This is a genomic window from Mesorhizobium sp. WSM4810, assembly GCF_055811235.1.
Window position 1 is genome coordinate 17,440 of the sequence record NZ_JBVVQV010000022.1, and the last position, 16,383, is coordinate 33,822.

Genomic DNA, 16,383 nt, shown 5'->3' on the forward strand with positions numbered 1-16,383 from the left:
CGGCCATTACGTAAGCCGCTGGCACTCCCCCCGCAAGAGACCGGATCAGCATGGCCACGACCTACGACCTCATCCTGACAGGCGGCACGGTGGTCAACCACGACGGCGAAGGCCGGCGCGACATCGGCATCAACGGCGGGCGCATCGCCGCTATCGGCGATCTCGGCCGGGCTTCCGCTGGCGAAACGGTCGACTGTCGCGGCCTGCACATCCTGCCGGGCGTCGTCGACAGCCAGGTGCATTTCCGCGAGCCGGGGCTGGAGCACAAGGAAGATCTGGAGACAGGTTCGCGGGCAGCGGCGCTGGGCGGCGTCACCGCCGTCTTCGAGATGCCCAACACCAACCCGCTGACCACCAGTGAAGCAGCGCTTGCCGACAAGGTTCGGCGTGCCACCGGCCGCATGCATTGCGACTTTGCCTTCTGGGTCGGTGGCACCCGCGAGAACGCAAAGGACGCCGGCGACCTTGAGCGGCTACCCGGTGCTGCCGGCATAAAAGTGTTCATGGGCTCGTCGACCGGTGACCTTTTGGTCGAGGACGATGAAAGCGTTGCCTCGATCCTGAGGAATACGCGCCGCCGTGCGGCCTTCCATTCCGAGGACGAATTCCGGCTGCGCGAGCGGCTTGGCCAGCGCATCGAGGGCGACCCGGCCTCGCATCCTGTGTGGCGCGACGAGATCGCCGCCTTACGCTGCACCGAGCGCCTGGTGCGCATTGCGCGCCAGGTTCGCGCCCGCATCCACGTGCTGCACATCTCGACCGCCGAGGAGATTGTTTTCCTCGAACAGCACAAGGACGTCGCGACCTGCGAGGCGACGCCGCATCATCTGACGCTGAGCGCGGATGATTATGCGCAGCTTGGCACACTGATCCAGATGAACCCGCCGGTACGCGCATCGCGCCACCGCGACGGCATCTGGCGCGGCATTGCGCAAGGCATTGTCGATGTGCTGGGTTCCGACCACGCCCCGCACACGCTGGCCGAGAAGGCGAAACCCTACCCGGCCTCGCCGTCGGGCATGACCGGCGTGCAGACGCTGGTGCCGATCATGCTCGATCACGTCAATGCCGGCCGGCTGACGTTGCAGCGTTTCGTCGACCTGTCCAGCCACGGCCCGCAGCGTATCTTCGGCATGGCCAGGAAAGGCCGCATCGCCGCCGGCTACGACGCCGATTTCACGATCGTCGATCTGAAGCGCCGCGAAACCATCACCAATGCGCAGGCAGGCTCGAAGGCCGGCTGGACGCCCTACGACGGCCGGCAAGTCACCGGCTGGCCGGTCGGCACGATCGTGCGCGGCCGGCGCGTAATGTGGGAAGGCGAGATCGTCACACCCGGACAGGGCAGTGCGGTGGAGTTTTCCGAGGCGCTGGCGGTATAGAGCGGCGGACTTTCAAATCGCATCGTCCCGCCGCTTATCTTCTGTTTGAGCATCGGATTCTCCCAAAACCGGTATCGACTCCGATGCTCTGGGCGGGCTTGAGGGTAGGAGAGGCTATGCCGCTCAGTCTCCGGCGACGAAAAACGTCCACTGTCCATCCGGGGTGATTCCGACGCGGTAGAAGATGTAGGCACCGAACTGCTTCATGCTGTCATAGTCGCCGGCGGTGACGATCTTGAACAGCTCGACCCGCTGCCTGGCGTCGAGCTTGTCCAGCGGCAGCGCGAAGAAATATGGCCAGACATAGAGCTCCTGCGGCGTGCCGACATCGACATGGACATAGCCGGCACTGAGCACCTCTTCCAGGATGGCGAGGATTTCCTGGCCTTCCGCGTCGCCCGAAAGCCCTTTCAGGAAGGTGATCGGATCGCCTTCGATCTCGGCCAGCGACAATTGGGTCATCGCATCGCCCTGGCCGATCAGCGGCCGGAGTTTTTCGATGTCGCCGCTCTTGCAGGCCCCGATAATCAAATCGTGCATGCGCCTGACCGGCTCCGGCAGCTTGCCGAGATCGTAGACGACCTCGGGCAAGGGTTCATCCGGGTCGACTTGCGGATTGGCTATGCCACCATCGTCTGTTGGCCCGCCCGGTTCGACCTGTTCCCGTTCGTCGGGTGGCGTCGGTTGGCTCGCCGCAGGCGGCGTCGCGCCGAGCGGGCCGGGCGTCGGCACCGCGGTTCCGGGCGGCGACATGTCGTCGTCGGCGGGCGGCGTGACTGGCGAGGGCAGGTCCTCGCGCTTGATTTCACTCAAAGCATAGGCGGGGCTGATTGCGAGGCAAAGCGCCAGCGGAAACGCGGCGCAAAAAGCGGCAAGCCGGATGCTGAGGGCCAAGCCACGCGGCTGGCCTGACGTCGAAAAATTCACCGCCTGCCTCTCCATGATTCCGTCCAGCTGCCCAGGCCCGCCCAGGTGCCCGGGGCATGACGCCCAAGCGGCACGCCGTCATCGAAGAGCCTGATGCCAATCAGTGCCGCAGCCGTCCCGGCTCGAAGGCCCCAGCTATGACCTTTTCACGCATGCGGTCGAGCAAGGCAAGGGCTGAGGTCTCGCCATTGGCGCGCAGCATCTCGCCGAACGCGGTTTCGAGGGCCGCCTCGGCGATGATTTCCGTCTCGATTCCGGCCGAAAGCCCTTCCGCCCAGGCCTCGCTGTGGCTTTCCACTGCAGTCAGGCGCTTTTCTTCCCTGACCAGCGCGTCGATGTCGTTGACGCCATGTTCCATTGCGATGTCCACCCTTTTCAAGCGGCGATCCGGCGGATGCGGATCAGGCTTGGGCTGTCCCTTTTACTCGCAGGTTAAGTAAGTACTTGTAAATACGACATTTCTGGGGTCGTTTCGACAAGGGTTCGTCACGTTTTGCAAACCTGCGTTCGATCCGATTCAAAACTTAGCCGATTAGGCCGGCGAGCGGGATGAAAACCTTCAGTTTGAGTTAATTCCACATCCGCGCCGTAACGTTTTGTTAACACCGTTGCAGAAGTGCAACACAACAATTGCACCAAGACGCCACCAGACACAAGCGGGCCGGGACACAAGCGGGCCGGGACACAAGCAGGGGGAGCCAGGCTCAGTTGCCGTAGCGCGAGGCGATGTCGCGCGACAGCGTCTCGCCTTCCTTCATGTAGCGGCTGATGGCTTCGGTCGCCGAGGCGGTACACTGTGTATAGGTGCCGCCAAAGGAGCGGTAGCCGCGGTTGAAGCTGGCGATGAAGCGGGCGCGCCGCTCCGGGTTCGGGTTTTCCGAAGCAATCAGCTTCTCCATCTCGACCCGCCATTGGTCGCCCTTCTCCCCGCACAGATTACGCAGGAAATGCAGCGACCCAAGCACCTCGGCCAGCCGCATCAGCCCCGGCTCGAACGGCGACTCGGCGGCCATGGCCGGCCGCGCCCCGATTGCCGTACTGGCGGCGAGGCAAGCTGCAAGGAAAACCGATGCGCGGATCATAAATCTATGTGGCCAAACAATTTGTCGCCTGCAAGGCGATTTTGGAGGTTACGCGCCTGTATTCCTGAGCAATTCGTCGGCAACAGCAAACACCGAAGCGGCAATCGGCAGCGCCGTCATTTCGCTGAGTGTATAGAAGGCGGCGGTCTCGGCGTCGTCGCTGGCCACGGGCTCGCCGCCGGCATAGGTGGCGCCGAATACCGTCAGCAGATAGTCGACCGGGTGCCCGTCGCTGCCGCCGTCGATGTGGATTTCCCGAAGGCGGCGGTAGTTGTGCGCATGCAACCCGGTTTCCTCCAGCAATTCGCGCTGCGCGGCTTGTTCCAGCGTTTCGCCGGCCTCGACCTTGCCGCCTGGAAACGCGTAGAATCCTTGCGAAGGCTGCCGCGCCCGCTTGACCAGCAGCACCGTGTCGCCGCGGACAATGGCGACCGATACAGCCGGGCGTATTTTGCGCATCTCGTCCATGGATCTCCGATCGCCATTTGCCGCAGCCGGTTGTGGACCGGTCGGCGAGAGCAAGCATTAGCGGTTGCGCAACGCCGGTTCCATCCCCACCTTCACAACCGACCAATCCAACGAGTTTCAGCTTATGTGCGGACGCTTCGCCTTGACCGCCACGCCGGACCGGGCCGCCGCTTTTCTCGGTCTGCCAGAACTGGAGGATTTCCCGCCCCGCTACAACATCGCACCGACGCAGCCGGTGCTGATGGCGATTGCAGGCTTGCCGCGAGCGCCAGGCTCGAACCTGCCAGACTCGAACCTGCAAGACCGGCAGCGGATGCTGGTGCGCTGGGGGCTGATCCCGGCGTGGGTGAAGGACACGCGTGAGTTTCCTTTGCTGTTCAACGCGCGCTCGGAGGGAGCCGCGCAAAAGGCCTCGTTTCGCGCCGCCATGCGCCACCGCCGCGCTTTGGTGCCGGCTTCAGGCTTCTACGAATGGCGTCAATCAGGCGGCAAGCGGGGACAGCCCTATTGGGTGCGGCCGAAGCATGGCGGGCTTGTCGCCTTCGCCGGACTGATCGAGACCTATGCCGAGCCGGGCGGCTCGGAGATGGACACCGGCGCCATCCTGACCGTCAACGCCAATGCCGACATTGCCCATATCCACGACCGCATGCCGGTGGTGATAGACACGCAGGATTTCGCCCGCTGGCTGGATTGCCGCACGCTCGAGCCGCGCGACGTGGCCGACCTGCTCAAACCGGCACAACTCGATTTCTTCGAGGCCGTCCCGGTTTCCGACCTCGTCAACAAGGTCGCCAACACCGGGCCGGAGATTCAGGAAAGGTGGCCGGAGTTCGAGAAGGCCAGGCGCCGGAAGCCGGGCGCCGACGACAGTCAGATGAGCTTGTTTCAGCAGTAGCTGCTATTTTCTGGGGCGCTTCAGCGCCTTCATTGCCGGCGCTGCCATTTCCTGGCGAACCCGCCGGCCGCACGTCACATCAGGCAGCGCGCGGCGAGGTGATCTTCTGCACCGGCTTCTTCTTCTTCGCTGTGTGGAGAAGGGCGGCGACGATCGCGGCCGGGCCGATCGCCCGGTATTGACTGGCGAGCGCCGGTTGCTTGGCGCTGCTGGAGTCCTGCTTGGCTCGAGGCATTTTTCTCTTCCCTGGTAACGTCTTCGTGTCCGCGTTTGCTGGTCGAATCCGACCAAATCGTGACATCTGCTGATCTAGCCGGTGAATGTTTCATGACTGTGCCGAGATGTTTAATAAAATGTTTCACCGCGTCATTACCTGTGATCCAGCGGCTCTTTTGCCGAAAGTTGCGACTTGACGGCAACACTGGCTGAGGCGATAAAGCCGCTCATGAGAACGTCTTTCGCCATTTGTGGCATCTGCATTATTGGCTAGCTTCGCGCTGGTCCGGACGTTTTCGCCTATCTTCCTTCTAGAGTGGACAAACGCCCCGGCCAGCAGGCTGGTGGCTGATTTGCGTCTCGGCGCAAGTTGCCCCAACCAAAAAGTAACGCACCGGGAAGGCACGAATGTCTGACGCATCGAAGGGCCTGCGCCTCTACAACACGCTGACGCGGACCAAGGAGGATTTCTTCCCGATCGATCCGCGCAATGTGCGCATGTATGTCTGCGGCCCGACGGTCTACGACTTTGCCCATATCGGCAACGCGCGACCGGTGATCGTCTTCGACGTGCTGTTTCGTCTGCTGCGCCATCTCTACGGGCAAGCGCACGTCACCTATGTGCGCAACATCACGGATGTCGACGACAAGATCAACGACCGCGCGCTGCGCGATTTCGGCACCGAGATTGCATCGGGAAAGCTGTCGCTGAACGAGGCGATCCGGCGGGTCACCGAAAAGACCGCTGACCAGTTCCACAAGGATGTGGCGACGCTCGGCTGCCTGCAACCTACGGTCGAGCCGCGGGCCACTGAATTCGTCGAGCCGCGCGCAGATGGCAAAGTCGACATGATCTCCTTGATTCAACGCTTGATCGAACGCGGCCATGCCTATGTTGCGGCAGGCGAAGTTCTGTTCGACACGGCCTCGATGCCGGACTACGGCCAATTGTCGAAACGCAATCTCGACGAACAGCAGGCCGGCGCTCGCGTCGCCGTCGATCCGCATAAGAAGAGCCCTGGCGATTTCGTGCTGTGGAAGCTGTCCTCGCCGGAAGAGCCGGGCTGGGACAGCCCGTGGGGCAGGGGCCGGCCGGGCTGGCACATCGAGTGCTCGGCGATGTCGGCCGCCTATCTCGGCGAGGTCTTCGACATTCATGGCGGCGGGCTCGACCTGATCTTCCCGCACCACGAGAATGAAATTGCACAGTCGCGCTGCGCCCATGGCACCGAGGTGTTGGCCAAGGTGTGGATGCACAACGGCTTTCTGCAGGTCGAGGGGCAGAAAATGTCCAAGAGCCTGGGCAACTTCCACTCGATCAACGAGTTGCTGGAGACGGAGACCTTTGGTGGCCGCAAGTGGCCGGGCGAGGTGCTCAGGCTGGCGATGCTGATGACGCATTATCGCGAGCCGATCGACTTTTCCGTGCGCAAGCTGGAAGAGGCGGAAAATACGCTGCGCAAATGGAAGCGGGCGGCGGACCTGGCACCGGCGGCGGCCAAGCAATTGCCGGTCGAAGTGGTGGAAGCCTTGTCGGACGATCTCGCAACCTATTCCGCGTTCCAGGTGCTGACGCAACTGGCCGGCGAGGCTGTGGATTCCAATGCTGCCGGTGGCGGCAACGCCGCCGCGGGCAACCATGCTACCGCTTCGCTGAAGGCGGCACTGTCGTTCCTCGGCTTCGACGTTGCGCCGGCCAAGGTTGATGAAGATGCCATCGCCAGGGCCATCGCCAGGCGCCTGGAACTGATCGCCGCCAAGAACTGGGCCCAGGCCGACCGCATTCGCGACGAGCTTCTGGCGCAAGGCGTGCAACTGAAGGACGGCAAGGACCCCGCCACCGGCACCCGCAGCACCAACTGGGAGGTAAAGCGGTGAAGGTGGCGCGAGGCACCCCCCTCTGTCCTGCCGGACATCTCCCCCTCAAGCGGGGAGATTGGCAGCTTCGCCGGAAGCGCCCAATCACCAACGACGGCGATTGGCGAAAGCCGAAGTGCCGTCCAATCTCCCCCCTTGAGGGGGAGATGTCCGGCAGGACAGAGGGGGGCGAACCGCGATGACGCATTTCCCAGTACCCGCCAACAACCGCAGCAATGCGCGCAAGATGCGCAGCGCTATGACCGAACCCGAGCTGAAGCTTTGGAATGAGATTAGAGCGCACAGGCTGATGGGACTAGCCTTCAGGCGGCAGATGCCTATCGCCCACTATATCGTCGATTTCGCCTGCCCCGCCAAAAAGCTGATTGTCGAACTGGACGGCTCCCAGCATGCCCGGTCTGAACCTTCGGCATCCGATCTGGCAAGAAGCGCGAAGCTAGAGGCGCTGGGCTGGACCATCCTGCGTTTCTGGAACGACGACGTCATTCGCGACATCGACAACGTCTGCCAGCACATTGTCATCGAAGCCGGCCTGGCCGCTGCCGAAATGCCGGCCGGCGAAGCAGCGAGGGAGGTAGTTCCATGATCGACCATCTTGGCATCACCGTTTCCGATTTCGACGTGTCGAAAGCTTTCTACGACAGGGCGATGGCGCCGCTCGGTGCCTCGCTGCTCTACATGGTGCCGCAGGAATACACCGGTGCCGCTATGGTCGGCGGCTATGGCCGCGACCGGCCGGTGTTCTGGCTGCATCAAGGCAAGGACAAGCCGAAGGACCGCCAGCATGTCGCCTTCACCGCGCGCAGCCGCGCTGAAGTCGATGCCTTCCACGCCGCCGCCATCGCCGCCGGCGGCAAGGATAATGGTGGGCCGGGCCTTCGTCCGCACTATCACGCGAACTACTATGGCGCCTTTGTCTTCGACCCCGACGGCAACAATGTCGAAGCCGTCTGCCATGCCCCGGAGTGAAGTGATGAGCCTGGATAACAGACCGGTCTACACAGGCGGCTGCCAGTGCGGCGCCGTGCGTTTCCGTGTCGAAGGCGCGCTGGGCGACGCCTCCGTCTGTCATTGTCGCATGTGCCAGAAAGCAAGCGGCAATTTCTACCTGCCGCTGGTGTCGGTGCGTGGCGCAAAACTCGACTGGACGCGCGGCGCGCCCAAGCGCTTTCGTTCCTCCAACGCCGCCTGGCGCGGTTTTTGCGCCGATTGCGGCACGCCGCTGACTTTCGAGGCGCCCGACGGCATCGCACTCGCCATCGCGGCCTTCGACCATGCGGAGGAGATCGCGCCGACCATCCAGTGGGGCACCGAAGCAAAACTCTCCTATGTCGATCACATCCACGAATTGCCTGGCGAGGAGACGATGGCCGATGTTTCGTCGTCCTCCTATCTCGCCGATCTCGTTTCTTACCAGCACCCCGACCACGACACCGAACAATGGCCGCCGGAGGAAAGATCATGACCGAAACCGTTCGAACCGGCGGCTGCCAGTGCGGCGCCGTGCGTTTCCGCATTCGTGGGGCGCTTGGACGCCCTTCCATCTGCCATTGCCGCATGTGCCAGAAACAGTTCGGTTCCTTCTTCGGCGCGCTGGTGACGGTGCCGAAGGACGGTGTCGAATGGGTGCGCGAGGAGCCGAGCTATTTCCAGTCGTCGGTCAACATCGATCGCGGCTTTTGCAGCCGCTGCGGCACGCCGTTGACCTACAGGCAGCCTGGCGGGCTTGAGATCGCCATCGGCGCCTTTGACGATCGCTCCGACCTCGCACCGCAGATCCAGATCAACTATGCCGCCCGGCTGCCTTGGGTGGAGAAGATCTTCGACGCGCCGGTCCATGACGATCCTGACTACTACACCCGGCAGGAATCGATCATCTCCTTCCAGCATCCGGATCACGAGACGGCCAATTGGCCGCAGCAGGGCCTGAAATTATGAGCAATGACCTGCGCAGCCTCTATCCGGAGATCGAGGCCTTCGACTCAGGCATGCTCGATGTCGGCGATGGCCATCAGGTCTATTGGGAGCGTTCCGGCACCAGGGGCGCCAAGCCGGCCGTGTTCCTGCATGGCGGACCGGGCGGCACCATTTCGCCAAAGCACCGACGGCTGTTCGATCCGAAGCTTTACGATGTCATCCTGTTCGACCAGCGCGGCTGCGGGAAGTCGACGCCCAACGCCTCGCTCGAGGCCAACACTACCTGGCATCTGGTCGCCGACATCGAGCGCCTGCGCGACATGTGCAGCTTCGACAAATGGCTGGTGTTCGGCGGCTCGTGGGGCTCGACCCTGGCGCTGGCTTATGCCGAGACGCACCCCGAGCGGGTCAGCGAACTGGTCGTGCGCGGCATCTACACACTGACGCGCGCGGAGCTCGAATGGTATTATCAGTTCGGCGTCTCGGAAATGTTTCCCGACAAATGGGAGCGCTTCCTGGCGCCGATCCCTGAGGCCGAGCGCGGCGACATGATGGCCGCCTATCGCAAGCGGCTGGTCGGCAGCGACCGCAAGGCACAGGTCGAGGCCGCCCGGGCCTGGAGCCTGTGGGAAGGCGAGACGATCACGCTGTTGCCCGATCCGGAAACCAGCAGCCGGTTTGGCGAAGACGATTACGCCGTCGCCTTCGCCCGCATCGAGAACCATTATTTCGTCTATGCTGGCTGGCTTGAGGAAGGGCAGCTGCTGCGTGATGCCTTCAAGTTGAAGGACATCCCCGGCACCATCGTCCATGGCCGCTACGACATGCCGTGCCCGGCGCGCTATGCCTGGGCGCTGCACAAGGCGTGGCCCAAGGCGGACTTCCATCTGGTCGAGGGCGCCGGCCATGCCTATTCGGAGCCGGGCATCCTCGACCGGCTGATCCGGGCGACGGATAAGTTTGCGGGGAAATGATCATGGGCCGCGAGCGCCTCTATCTCTTCGACACCACACTGCGCGATGGCCAGCAGACGCCGGGCATCGACTTTTCGGTCGAGGACAAGATCGCCATCGCCGGGCTGCTTGACGCGTTCGGCGTCGACTATATCGAAGGCGGCTATCCCGGTGCCAACCCGACCGACACCGCCTTCTTTGCCAAGCACCGCACGGCAACCGCCAAATTCGTCGCCTTCGGCATGACCAAGCGGGCAGGGGTGTCGGCTTCGAACGATCCAGGCCTTGCCGCATTGGTCCAGTCGAAGTCGGACGCCATCTGCTTTGTCGCCAAGAGCTGGGACTACCATGTCCGCGTTGCGCTGGGCTGCACCAACGAGGAAAACCTCGAGGCGATCAAGGCGTCAGTCGAAGCGGCGATTGGCTCGGCCAAGGAAGCATTGGTCGACTGCGAGCATTTCTTCGACGGCTTCAAGGCCAATCCCGATTATGCGCTGGCTTGCGCCAGGACCGCTTACGACGCCGGCGCGCGCTGGGTGGTGCTGTGCGACACCAATGGCGGCACGCAGCCGTCGGAAGTGCGCGCCATCGTCGAGAAGATCATCGAGGCAGGCATACCGGGGGACCATCTCGGCATCCATGCCCATGACGACACCGGCCAGGCGGTGGCAAATTCGCTGGCCGCCGTCGAGGCCGGCGCGCGCCAGGTCCAGGGCACGCTGAACGGCATCGGCGAGCGCTGCGGCAACGCCAATCTGATCTCGATCGTGCCGACGCTGGCGCTGAAGCCGGCCTTTTCCAGCCGCTTCGAGACAGGCATCTCGGCCGAAGCGTTGGCCGGCATATCGCGCCTGTCCCGCGCCTTCGACGAATTGCTGAACCGCGCGCCGGAAGCGCAGGCGCCCTATGTCGGCGCTTCCGCCTTCGCCACCAAGGCCGGCATCCATGCCTCGGCGCTGGCCAAGGAGCCGGCCACTTACGAGCATGTGCCGCCGGAAGCGGTCGGCAACCGCCGCCGGGTCATGGTCTCGGACCAAGGCGGCAAGGCCAATTTCCTCGCCGAGTTGAAACGGCGCGGCATCGAAATGCCGAAAGACGACCACCGGCTGGACGCGCTGATATCAGTGGTCAAGGGGCGCGAGGCCGAGGGCTATGCCTATGAAGGCGCCGATGCCAGCTTCGAGCTGCTGGCGCGCAAGATGCTGCATGGCCTGCCGGAATTCTTCAGCGTCACCTCGTTCCGCTGCATGGTCGAGCGCCGCTTCGACGCCAATGGCCAGCTGAAGACGGTCTCAGAGGCGATCGTCAAGGTGCTGGTCGATGGCGAGGAGAAGATGTCGGTGGCGGAAGGGCACGGCCCGGTCAACGCGCTCGACATCGCGCTGCGCAAGGATCTTGGAAAATTTCAGAACGAGATCGCCGACCTCGAGCTCGCCGACTTCAAGGTGCGTATCCTCAATGGCGGTACCGAGGCGATCACTCGCGTGCTGATCGAATCGCACGATGCAACCGGCGCCCGCTGGTGGACGGTCGGCGTCTCAGAAAACATCATCGACGCTTCATTCCAGGCGCTGATGGATTCGATCGTCTACAAGCTGATGAAGAACCGCGAGATGGCCGGGCTGGTCGCGGCGGAGTAGGACTGAACCATCAGCGAAAGTCCATTGATCCATCAGAACTTTGCGATGGTCTTGGCCCGGCGGCTGGCGCATAGCGTTGGGCCATGGCCACGGACGCAATTCAGCTCGAAGCAGACTCAAAGGCCCGGCGTGGATTCCTGCTGGCGCTGGGCGCCTATCTCCTGTGGGGGTTGCTGCCCTTCTATATGAAGGCGGTTGCACATCTGCCACTGGCCGAAGTCATCGCGCACCGCATCGTCTGGTCGGTGCCGATCGCGGCGGCAGTTTTGATCTGGGCCGGCCGCACGGCGGATTTCAAAGCGGCGTTGCGTTCGCCGCGCATTATTTCCCTGGCGGCGCTGACGGCGGCGCTGATTTCGGTCAACTGGGGCATCTATGTCTGGGCCATCGCGGTCGACCGTACCATCGAGACCGCGCTTGGCTACTACATCAACCCGCTTGTCAGCGTCGTCGTCGGCGCGCTGCTGCTCAGCGAACGGCTCGACCGGCTGCAAATCGCGGCGGTGGTGCTGGCGGCCATCGCGGTCGCGGTGCTGACGATCGACGCCGGCAAGCTGCCTTGGGTGTCGCTGGTGCTGGCGTTTTCCTTCGCCGCCTACGCCTTCTTCCGCAAGACGCTGCCGATCGGTCCCAGCCAGGGTTTCTTGCTTGAAGTGCTTTTGCTGTCGGTGCCGGCGCTCGGCTACATCATCTTCCTCATCGTCACCGGGCAGGACCATTTCGTCTCCAGTTCCCTGAACGATACCGCACTGCTGATCGGCTGCGGCCCGGTCACCGCCATACCGCTGCTGCTGTTTGGCTTCGGGGCCAAGCTGCTGCGTCTCTCCACCATCGGCATCATGCAGTATATCGCGCCGACCATTGTGTTCCTGATCGCCGTGCTGATTTTCGGCGAACCCTTCGGCAGCACCCAGGCCATCGCCTTCGGCCTGATCTGGGCGGCGCTGGCGATCTATTCCTGGTCGATGTTCCGCGGTCGCGAGATCCGGCCGGCAATGCGTTAGAGCGAGGATTTTCGATGTACGTGCTGCACATAGCAAACAAGAATTATTCCTCGTGGTCGCTGCGGCCATGGGTGCTGATGCGGACATTGGACGTCGCCTTCGAGGAGCGGCTGACACCGTTTCCGACCGGATCGAGTTGGAGCCTCTACCGGCCGTTCTCGCCCAGCGGCCTCGTACCGTGCCTGATTGACGACGGCTGGGCAGTCTGGGATTCGCTCGGCATCACCGAATATCTGGCCGAGCGCCACGCTGGCGTCTGGCCTGCCGAGCCGAAGGCGCGAGCCTGGGCGCGGTCGGCAGCGGCCGAAATGCATTCGAGCTTCACCGCCTTGCGCGGCTCCTGTCCGATGAACTGCGGTGTCCGCGTCGCGCCGGTGCCGATGTCGGATGCGCTGAAGCACGACCTTTTTCGCCTCGGCGATCTCTGGGACGACGGGCTTCGCCGCTTCGGCGGACCGTTCCTGGCTGGCGATCGCTTCACTGCCGTTGACGCCTTCTTTGCCCCGGTGGCGTTTAGGGTTCAGTCCTACGGACTGTCCTTCGAGGGCGCGGCTGCCACCTATCCGGCGCGATTGCTGGCTCTGCCGGCGATGCGCGAATGGTACGCGGCAGCCCTTGCAGAGGAGTGGCGCGAGCCGAACCACGAAGCGGAGGTGCGCGCTGCCGGCACTGTCATCGAGGATTTTCGCGCGACCTTGTAACGGTTGCCGCTACATCCCGCGCCCCAGCCGCCTGACGAACAGATAGACGACCACCGCGACGGCGAGCGATATCGCCGACGCCACCCAAAAGCCCACCGGCGTGTCGACCAGCGGCAGCCCGCCGACATTCATGCCGAACAGGCCTGAGACGATCGTCATCGGCAACAGCACCGCGGTCATCACCGACAGCATGTAAAGCAACTGGTTCGACTGCGTCGTCAGCTTGGCCATCAGCTCGTCCTGCAAGAGCCGGGCGCGGGCCTGCAATTGCTCGCCGTCATGATGCAACGTATGGGCGCGGTGCGAAAGCCGTGCCGCCATGTCGTTGATTGCGTCCGGCAGGTCATTGCGATGCGAATGGTCGAGATGGCGGAACAGGCTGGTCAGCGTCGCCATCTGCCGATGGATCACCACCAGTTGCCGGCGCGCATCGACCAGCGCCTGCCGCTCATTGTGCCATGCATCGCAGACGATGCGGTCCTCGATGCCATCGAGCGTGTCGCCAAGGCCAGCGAGTTCCGTCGTCATGCCGTCGAGCGACTGGCCCATGACAGCCTCGATCAGTTCGGCCGGAGAGCGGAACTTTCGCGATCCGTTGTCGATCGCCTTGCGGATTTTGTCGACCGATTGCAGCGGTTGCTTGCGGCCGCCGATCAGCATCGTGTCGTTGAAGGCGAAGCGGAAATGGCCAAGCCCGCGCGCCTCCGCCGAATAGTCGTGGCGCAGGTCCGGCAAATCGCCGTACAGCCAGTCGCCCTCGAGGTCGATATGGCAGCCATGGCCGGCCGACAGGAAGGCATCGCGCACCGGCGGCGGCAAAGCCGGCTCGGTGGCGATCTCGTGGCGCGCGCGCATGTCGGAAACCTGGTAGCTGCGCCATGTCCAGTGTGTGGTGGTCGCGTCTTTGGTTCTCGTGCCTTCGGCGGCGAAGTGATAGACGAAGAACAGCCCGTGCTCGTCCGGCAGGTAAGGCGACAGATCGCTGCCGTCTGGATTGAGAGGGATGTTCATGATCGCGTCGCCAGTCTCTCGAATACGCCGCGTGGCGGCGACCTAGACTGTGATTATTAGCACGGGCGAACCGTTTTCGTGTGACTGTTTTGACGGTCATCCGAGGCGGCGTACCAACGCCGTTGTTTGGAGCCAGTTTGGAATAATACGTCGTTGACTCGCGTTTGCGTAAAGAGCACGACGCAATCCATGCGGAGGACGTCCGATGCATGCCGGCTTCCCACGAAGCCTACTCATAGCGGTATTGGGAGCCGTCATTGCCGGCTGCGCTGGCTTTTCGGCGCAGAAAACGGGGGCAATAATCGGCTATGGCCCCAACCCAACCTTACCGAAACCAAGACCGACGCTGATCCCGACCGTCAACATCGCCGAGGCGAAAGGCTGGCAGAAAGGTGGTATGCCGACCCCGGCGAACGGGCTGACGGTGAACCCCTACGCCACCGGCTTCGACCATCCGCGCTGGCTGCACGTGCTTCCGAACGGGGACGTGCTGGTTGCCGAAACCAATGCCCCTGCCAAGCATGACGAAGGCTTCAGCCTTAGAAAGGTCTTTATGGACCTCGCTATGAAGCGCGCCGGGGCCGCGACCAAAAGCGCCAACCGCATCACGCTCCTGCGCGACACCAATGGCGACGGCATTGCGGATGTGCGCAGGACGTTCGCAGAAGGCCTCAATTCTCCCTTTGGTATGACGCTGTCCAAAGGCATTCTCTATGTAGCGAATACCGACGCGCTTGTCGCTTTCCCCTACTCCAATGGCCAGACCCGAGCCACAACGCCGCCGGAAAAGATCGTCGACTTACCGGCCGGAGATCTCAACCATCATTGGACCAAGGATGTGATCGCAAGTCCGGATGGACGCAAGCTCTATGTCACCGTCGGCTCCAACAGTAACGTTGGAGAAAACGGCATGGCCGCGGAGAAGAACCGCGCCGCCGTCCTTGAAGTGGACCGGTCGACCCGCCGTACCCGGGTCTTCGCGTCAGGGCTGCGCAACCCGAACGGGCTCTCCTGGAACCCTGAAACCGGCAAGCTTTGGGTCGCCGTGAACGAGCGTGACGAGATCGGCGACGATCTTGTGCCGGACTATATGACCTCGGTTCGTGACGGCGCTTTTTACGGCTGGCCCTACAGCTATTTCGGACAGAACGTCGACGAACGCGTCAAGCCGCAGCGCCCCGGTCTCGTGGCTAGGGCGGTCAAGCCCGACTACGCGCTGGGTTCCCATACCGCCTCGCTGGGACTGACCTTCTCCAAAGGGGCGTCGCTCGGCCCAGCCTACGGCAACGGCGCGTTCGTTGGTCAGCACGGCTCGTGGAACAGAAGTGTGCTCAGCGGTTACAAGGTGATCTTCGTGCCGTTCCGCGGTGGTAAACCGAGCGGTCCCCCGAAAGATGTGCTCGCTGGCTTCGTCGGGCGTGACGGCAGGGCGATGGGCCGTCCGGTCGGCGTTGCTATCGATCAGAGCGGCGCACTGCTAGTCGCCGACGATGTCGGCAATGTCATCTGGCGGGTCAGTAGGGCAGTAGGGCAGTAGGGCAGTAGGGCAGTAGGGCAGTAGGGCAGTAGGGCAGTAGGGCAGTAGGGCAGCGCCTCATGAGCGCGGCATGCACTACATACTCCCCTATACCCTAAAGCTTGTCGATCACCGACTGCACGCCTTCGGTCGGTGCGTCGACCGACGATCCCGCGACCATGATGGCAGCGACGATCGCTTCCGGATCGTCGACCACCAGCGGCCTGACCCGCTGCGCGGTGTGGATGAAGCCTTCGGCCATCATATGGTCGAGCAGCGCCAGCATCGGGTCCCAGAATCCTCCAACGTTGCCGAAGACGATCGGCTTGCGATGATGGCCGAGCTGGCCCCAGGTCATGATCTCGATGATTTCCTCGACCGTGCCGATGCCGCCCGGAAGCGCCACAAACGCGTCGGATTTCTCGAACATCGTATGTTTGCGCTCGTGCATGTTTTCGGTGATGACGAGCTCGTCAAGTCTGTCAAGCGCGGTTTCGGTGGCCTCCCTGTTGATCAGGAAGCGCGGAATGATCCCCGTCACCTTGCCGCCGGCCCGCATTGCGCCCTCGGCGACGGCTCCCATGATGCCCCTGGTGCCGCCGCCATAGATCAGACGCAGGCCGGACTTGGCGATCGAACGCCCAAGCAGGTGTCCGGCCTTGGCATAGGTTACATCGCGGCCCGGAGACGAGCCGCAATAGACGCAGATGGATCGAATCGTGTTCATGAGATGATTGGTGATTGGGTCTTTATTCGCGGTCAAGCCCGGGCGGGTTTTTTCTTGTCGGCC

19 protein-coding genes are annotated in these 16,383 nt (G+C 63.1%); 12 read left to right on the forward strand and 7 right to left on the reverse strand.

Translation table 11 applies throughout. The features are described from left to right. The first annotated feature begins 50 nt into the window (after nucleotides 1–50). Entirely contained in the window at nucleotides 51–1,382 is a 1,332-nt protein-coding gene (locus AC0L3O_RS25875; protein ID WP_473616973.1) for a dihydroorotase, read from the forward strand. A gap of 123 nt (nucleotides 1,383–1,505) precedes the next feature. Here the strand turns inward: AC0L3O_RS25875 and AC0L3O_RS25880 are convergent, their stop codons facing one another. The 4 genes from AC0L3O_RS25880 to AC0L3O_RS25895 form a co-directional block, all read right to left on the reverse strand. Continuing rightward, a complete protein-coding gene (locus AC0L3O_RS25880) occupies nucleotides 1,506–2,309 on the reverse strand; it encodes a hypothetical protein (protein ID WP_287229971.1) in 804 nt (267 codons plus the stop codon). Between the two features lie 100 nt (nucleotides 2,310–2,409). Then, on the reverse strand, nucleotides 2,410–2,667 hold the full coding sequence (locus AC0L3O_RS25885; RefSeq protein WP_023800747.1) for a hypothetical protein: 258 nt from the start codon (nucleotides 2,665–2,667) through the stop codon (nucleotides 2,410–2,412). 346 nt (nucleotides 2,668–3,013) lie between these two features. Next, entirely contained in the window at nucleotides 3,014–3,391 is a 378-nt protein-coding gene (locus tag AC0L3O_RS25890) for a TIGR02301 family protein (RefSeq protein WP_027152710.1), read from the reverse strand. 48 nt (nucleotides 3,392–3,439) lie between these two features. Then, complete coding sequence (locus AC0L3O_RS25895; RefSeq protein WP_473535265.1) at nucleotides 3,440–3,859, reverse strand: NUDIX hydrolase; 420 nt, start codon at nucleotides 3,857–3,859, stop codon at nucleotides 3,440–3,442. A gap of 124 nt (nucleotides 3,860–3,983) precedes the next feature. On the opposite strand from AC0L3O_RS25895, the gene AC0L3O_RS25900 reads away from it, so the two are divergent. After that, complete coding sequence (locus AC0L3O_RS25900; RefSeq protein ID WP_473535266.1) at nucleotides 3,984–4,757, forward strand: SOS response-associated peptidase; 774 nt, start codon at nucleotides 3,984–3,986, stop codon at nucleotides 4,755–4,757. A 79-nt stretch (nucleotides 4,758–4,836) separates the two neighbouring features. Here the strand turns inward: AC0L3O_RS25900 and AC0L3O_RS25905 are convergent, their stop codons facing one another. Continuing rightward, on the reverse strand, nucleotides 4,837–4,992 hold the full coding sequence (locus tag AC0L3O_RS25905) for a hypothetical protein (RefSeq protein WP_023800743.1): 156 nt from the start codon (nucleotides 4,990–4,992) through the stop codon (nucleotides 4,837–4,839). Nucleotides 4,993–5,381: 389 nt separating this feature from the next. On the opposite strand from AC0L3O_RS25905, the gene cysS reads away from it, so the two are divergent. The 9 genes from cysS to AC0L3O_RS25950 all read left to right on the forward strand — a co-directional run bounded on the left by cysS (nucleotide 5,382) and on the right by AC0L3O_RS25950 (nucleotide 13,066). Further along, on the forward strand, nucleotides 5,382–6,851 hold the full coding sequence (gene cysS / locus AC0L3O_RS25910) for a cysteine--tRNA ligase (RefSeq protein ID WP_473535267.1): 1,470 nt from the start codon (nucleotides 5,382–5,384) through the stop codon (nucleotides 6,849–6,851). 178 nt (nucleotides 6,852–7,029) lie between these two features. Then, nucleotides 7,030–7,437 (forward strand): endonuclease domain-containing protein, encoded by a 408-nt coding sequence (locus AC0L3O_RS25915; protein WP_419696593.1) that lies wholly within the window; start codon nucleotides 7,030–7,032, stop codon nucleotides 7,435–7,437. After that, nucleotides 7,434–7,820 (forward strand): VOC family protein, encoded by a 387-nt coding sequence (locus AC0L3O_RS25920; RefSeq protein ID WP_473535268.1) that lies wholly within the window; start codon nucleotides 7,434–7,436, stop codon nucleotides 7,818–7,820. Before AC0L3O_RS25915 ends, AC0L3O_RS25920 begins: the two co-directional genes overlap by 4 nt. Before the next feature lie 4 nt (nucleotides 7,821–7,824). Beyond that, on the forward strand, nucleotides 7,825–8,316 hold the full coding sequence (locus tag AC0L3O_RS25925) for a GFA family protein (protein WP_473535269.1): 492 nt from the start codon (nucleotides 7,825–7,827) through the stop codon (nucleotides 8,314–8,316). Then, nucleotides 8,313–8,789, forward strand: coding sequence for a GFA family protein (locus tag AC0L3O_RS25930; RefSeq protein ID WP_023800738.1), 477 nt, complete (start codon nucleotides 8,313–8,315; stop codon nucleotides 8,787–8,789). Before AC0L3O_RS25925 ends, AC0L3O_RS25930 begins: the two co-directional genes overlap by 4 nt. After that, nucleotides 8,786–9,742: a prolyl aminopeptidase gene (pip, locus tag AC0L3O_RS25935; protein WP_473535270.1), complete on the forward strand. Its 957-nt coding sequence runs from the start codon at nucleotides 8,786–8,788 to the stop codon at nucleotides 9,740–9,742. The genes AC0L3O_RS25930 and pip overlap by 4 nt, the downstream gene beginning before the upstream one ends. Before the next feature lie 2 nt (nucleotides 9,743–9,744). Continuing rightward, a complete protein-coding gene (gene cimA, locus AC0L3O_RS25940) occupies nucleotides 9,745–11,361 on the forward strand; it encodes a citramalate synthase (protein ID WP_473535271.1) in 1,617 nt (538 codons plus the stop codon). An 83-nt stretch (nucleotides 11,362–11,444) separates the two neighbouring features. Continuing rightward, nucleotides 11,445–12,365, forward strand: coding sequence for an EamA family transporter RarD (gene rarD / locus AC0L3O_RS25945; protein ID WP_473535272.1), 921 nt, complete (start codon nucleotides 11,445–11,447; stop codon nucleotides 12,363–12,365). Nucleotides 12,366–12,379: 14 nt separating this feature from the next. Then, entirely contained in the window at nucleotides 12,380–13,066 is a 687-nt protein-coding gene (locus AC0L3O_RS25950; protein ID WP_023800734.1) for a glutathione S-transferase family protein, read from the forward strand. A gap of 9 nt (nucleotides 13,067–13,075) precedes the next feature. Here AC0L3O_RS25950 and AC0L3O_RS25955 read toward each other — a convergent pair whose 3' ends face one another. Further along, complete coding sequence (locus AC0L3O_RS25955) at nucleotides 13,076–14,077, reverse strand: transporter (RefSeq protein WP_473616975.1); 1,002 nt, start codon at nucleotides 14,075–14,077, stop codon at nucleotides 13,076–13,078. Nucleotides 14,078–14,282: 205 nt separating this feature from the next. On the opposite strand from AC0L3O_RS25955, the gene AC0L3O_RS25960 reads away from it, so the two are divergent. Further along, nucleotides 14,283–15,614, forward strand: a complete 1,332-nt coding sequence (locus AC0L3O_RS25960; RefSeq protein ID WP_473535274.1) for a PQQ-dependent sugar dehydrogenase — start codon at nucleotides 14,283–14,285, stop codon at nucleotides 15,612–15,614. A gap of 94 nt (nucleotides 15,615–15,708) precedes the next feature. Here the strand turns inward: AC0L3O_RS25960 and AC0L3O_RS25965 are convergent, their stop codons facing one another. After that, a complete protein-coding gene (locus AC0L3O_RS25965) occupies nucleotides 15,709–16,320 on the reverse strand; it encodes an LOG family protein (protein WP_027152697.1) in 612 nt (203 codons plus the stop codon). Between the last annotated feature and the right edge of the window lie 63 nt (nucleotides 16,321–16,383).

Coding starts and splice junctions, on each gene's coding strand:
- AC0L3O_RS25875 (WP_473616973.1), top strand. CDS start 51: ATGGCCACGACCTACGACCTCATCCTGACAGGCGGCACGGTGGTCAAC.
- AC0L3O_RS25885 (WP_023800747.1), bottom strand. CDS start 2,667: ATGGAACATGGCGTCAACGACATCGACGCGCTGGTCAGGGAAGAAAAG.
- AC0L3O_RS25890 (WP_027152710.1), bottom strand. CDS start 3,391: ATGATCCGCGCATCGGTTTTCCTTGCAGCTTGCCTCGCCGCCAGTACG.
- AC0L3O_RS25895 (WP_473535265.1), bottom strand. CDS start 3,859: ATGGACGAGATGCGCAAAATACGCCCGGCTGTATCGGTCGCCATTGTC.
- AC0L3O_RS25900 (WP_473535266.1), top strand. CDS start 3,984: ATGTGCGGACGCTTCGCCTTGACCGCCACGCCGGACCGGGCCGCCGCT.
- AC0L3O_RS25905 (WP_023800743.1), bottom strand. CDS start 4,992: ATGCCTCGAGCCAAGCAGGACTCCAGCAGCGCCAAGCAACCGGCGCTC.
- cysS (WP_473535267.1), top strand. CDS start 5,382: ATGTCTGACGCATCGAAGGGCCTGCGCCTCTACAACACGCTGACGCGG.
- AC0L3O_RS25915 (WP_419696593.1), top strand. CDS start 7,030: ATGACGCATTTCCCAGTACCCGCCAACAACCGCAGCAATGCGCGCAAG.
- AC0L3O_RS25920 (WP_473535268.1), top strand. CDS start 7,434: ATGATCGACCATCTTGGCATCACCGTTTCCGATTTCGACGTGTCGAAA.
- AC0L3O_RS25925 (WP_473535269.1), top strand. CDS start 7,825: ATGAGCCTGGATAACAGACCGGTCTACACAGGCGGCTGCCAGTGCGGC.
- AC0L3O_RS25930 (WP_023800738.1), top strand. CDS start 8,313: ATGACCGAAACCGTTCGAACCGGCGGCTGCCAGTGCGGCGCCGTGCGT.
- pip (WP_473535270.1), top strand. CDS start 8,786: ATGAGCAATGACCTGCGCAGCCTCTATCCGGAGATCGAGGCCTTCGAC.
- cimA (WP_473535271.1), top strand. CDS start 9,745: ATGGGCCGCGAGCGCCTCTATCTCTTCGACACCACACTGCGCGATGGC.
- rarD (WP_473535272.1), top strand. CDS start 11,445: ATGGCCACGGACGCAATTCAGCTCGAAGCAGACTCAAAGGCCCGGCGT.
- AC0L3O_RS25950 (WP_023800734.1), top strand. CDS start 12,380: ATGTACGTGCTGCACATAGCAAACAAGAATTATTCCTCGTGGTCGCTG.
- AC0L3O_RS25955 (WP_473616975.1), bottom strand. CDS start 14,077: ATGAACATCCCTCTCAATCCAGACGGCAGCGATCTGTCGCCTTACCTG.
- AC0L3O_RS25960 (WP_473535274.1), top strand. CDS start 14,283: ATGCATGCCGGCTTCCCACGAAGCCTACTCATAGCGGTATTGGGAGCC.
- AC0L3O_RS25965 (WP_027152697.1), bottom strand. CDS start 16,320: ATGAACACGATTCGATCCATCTGCGTCTATTGCGGCTCGTCTCCGGGC.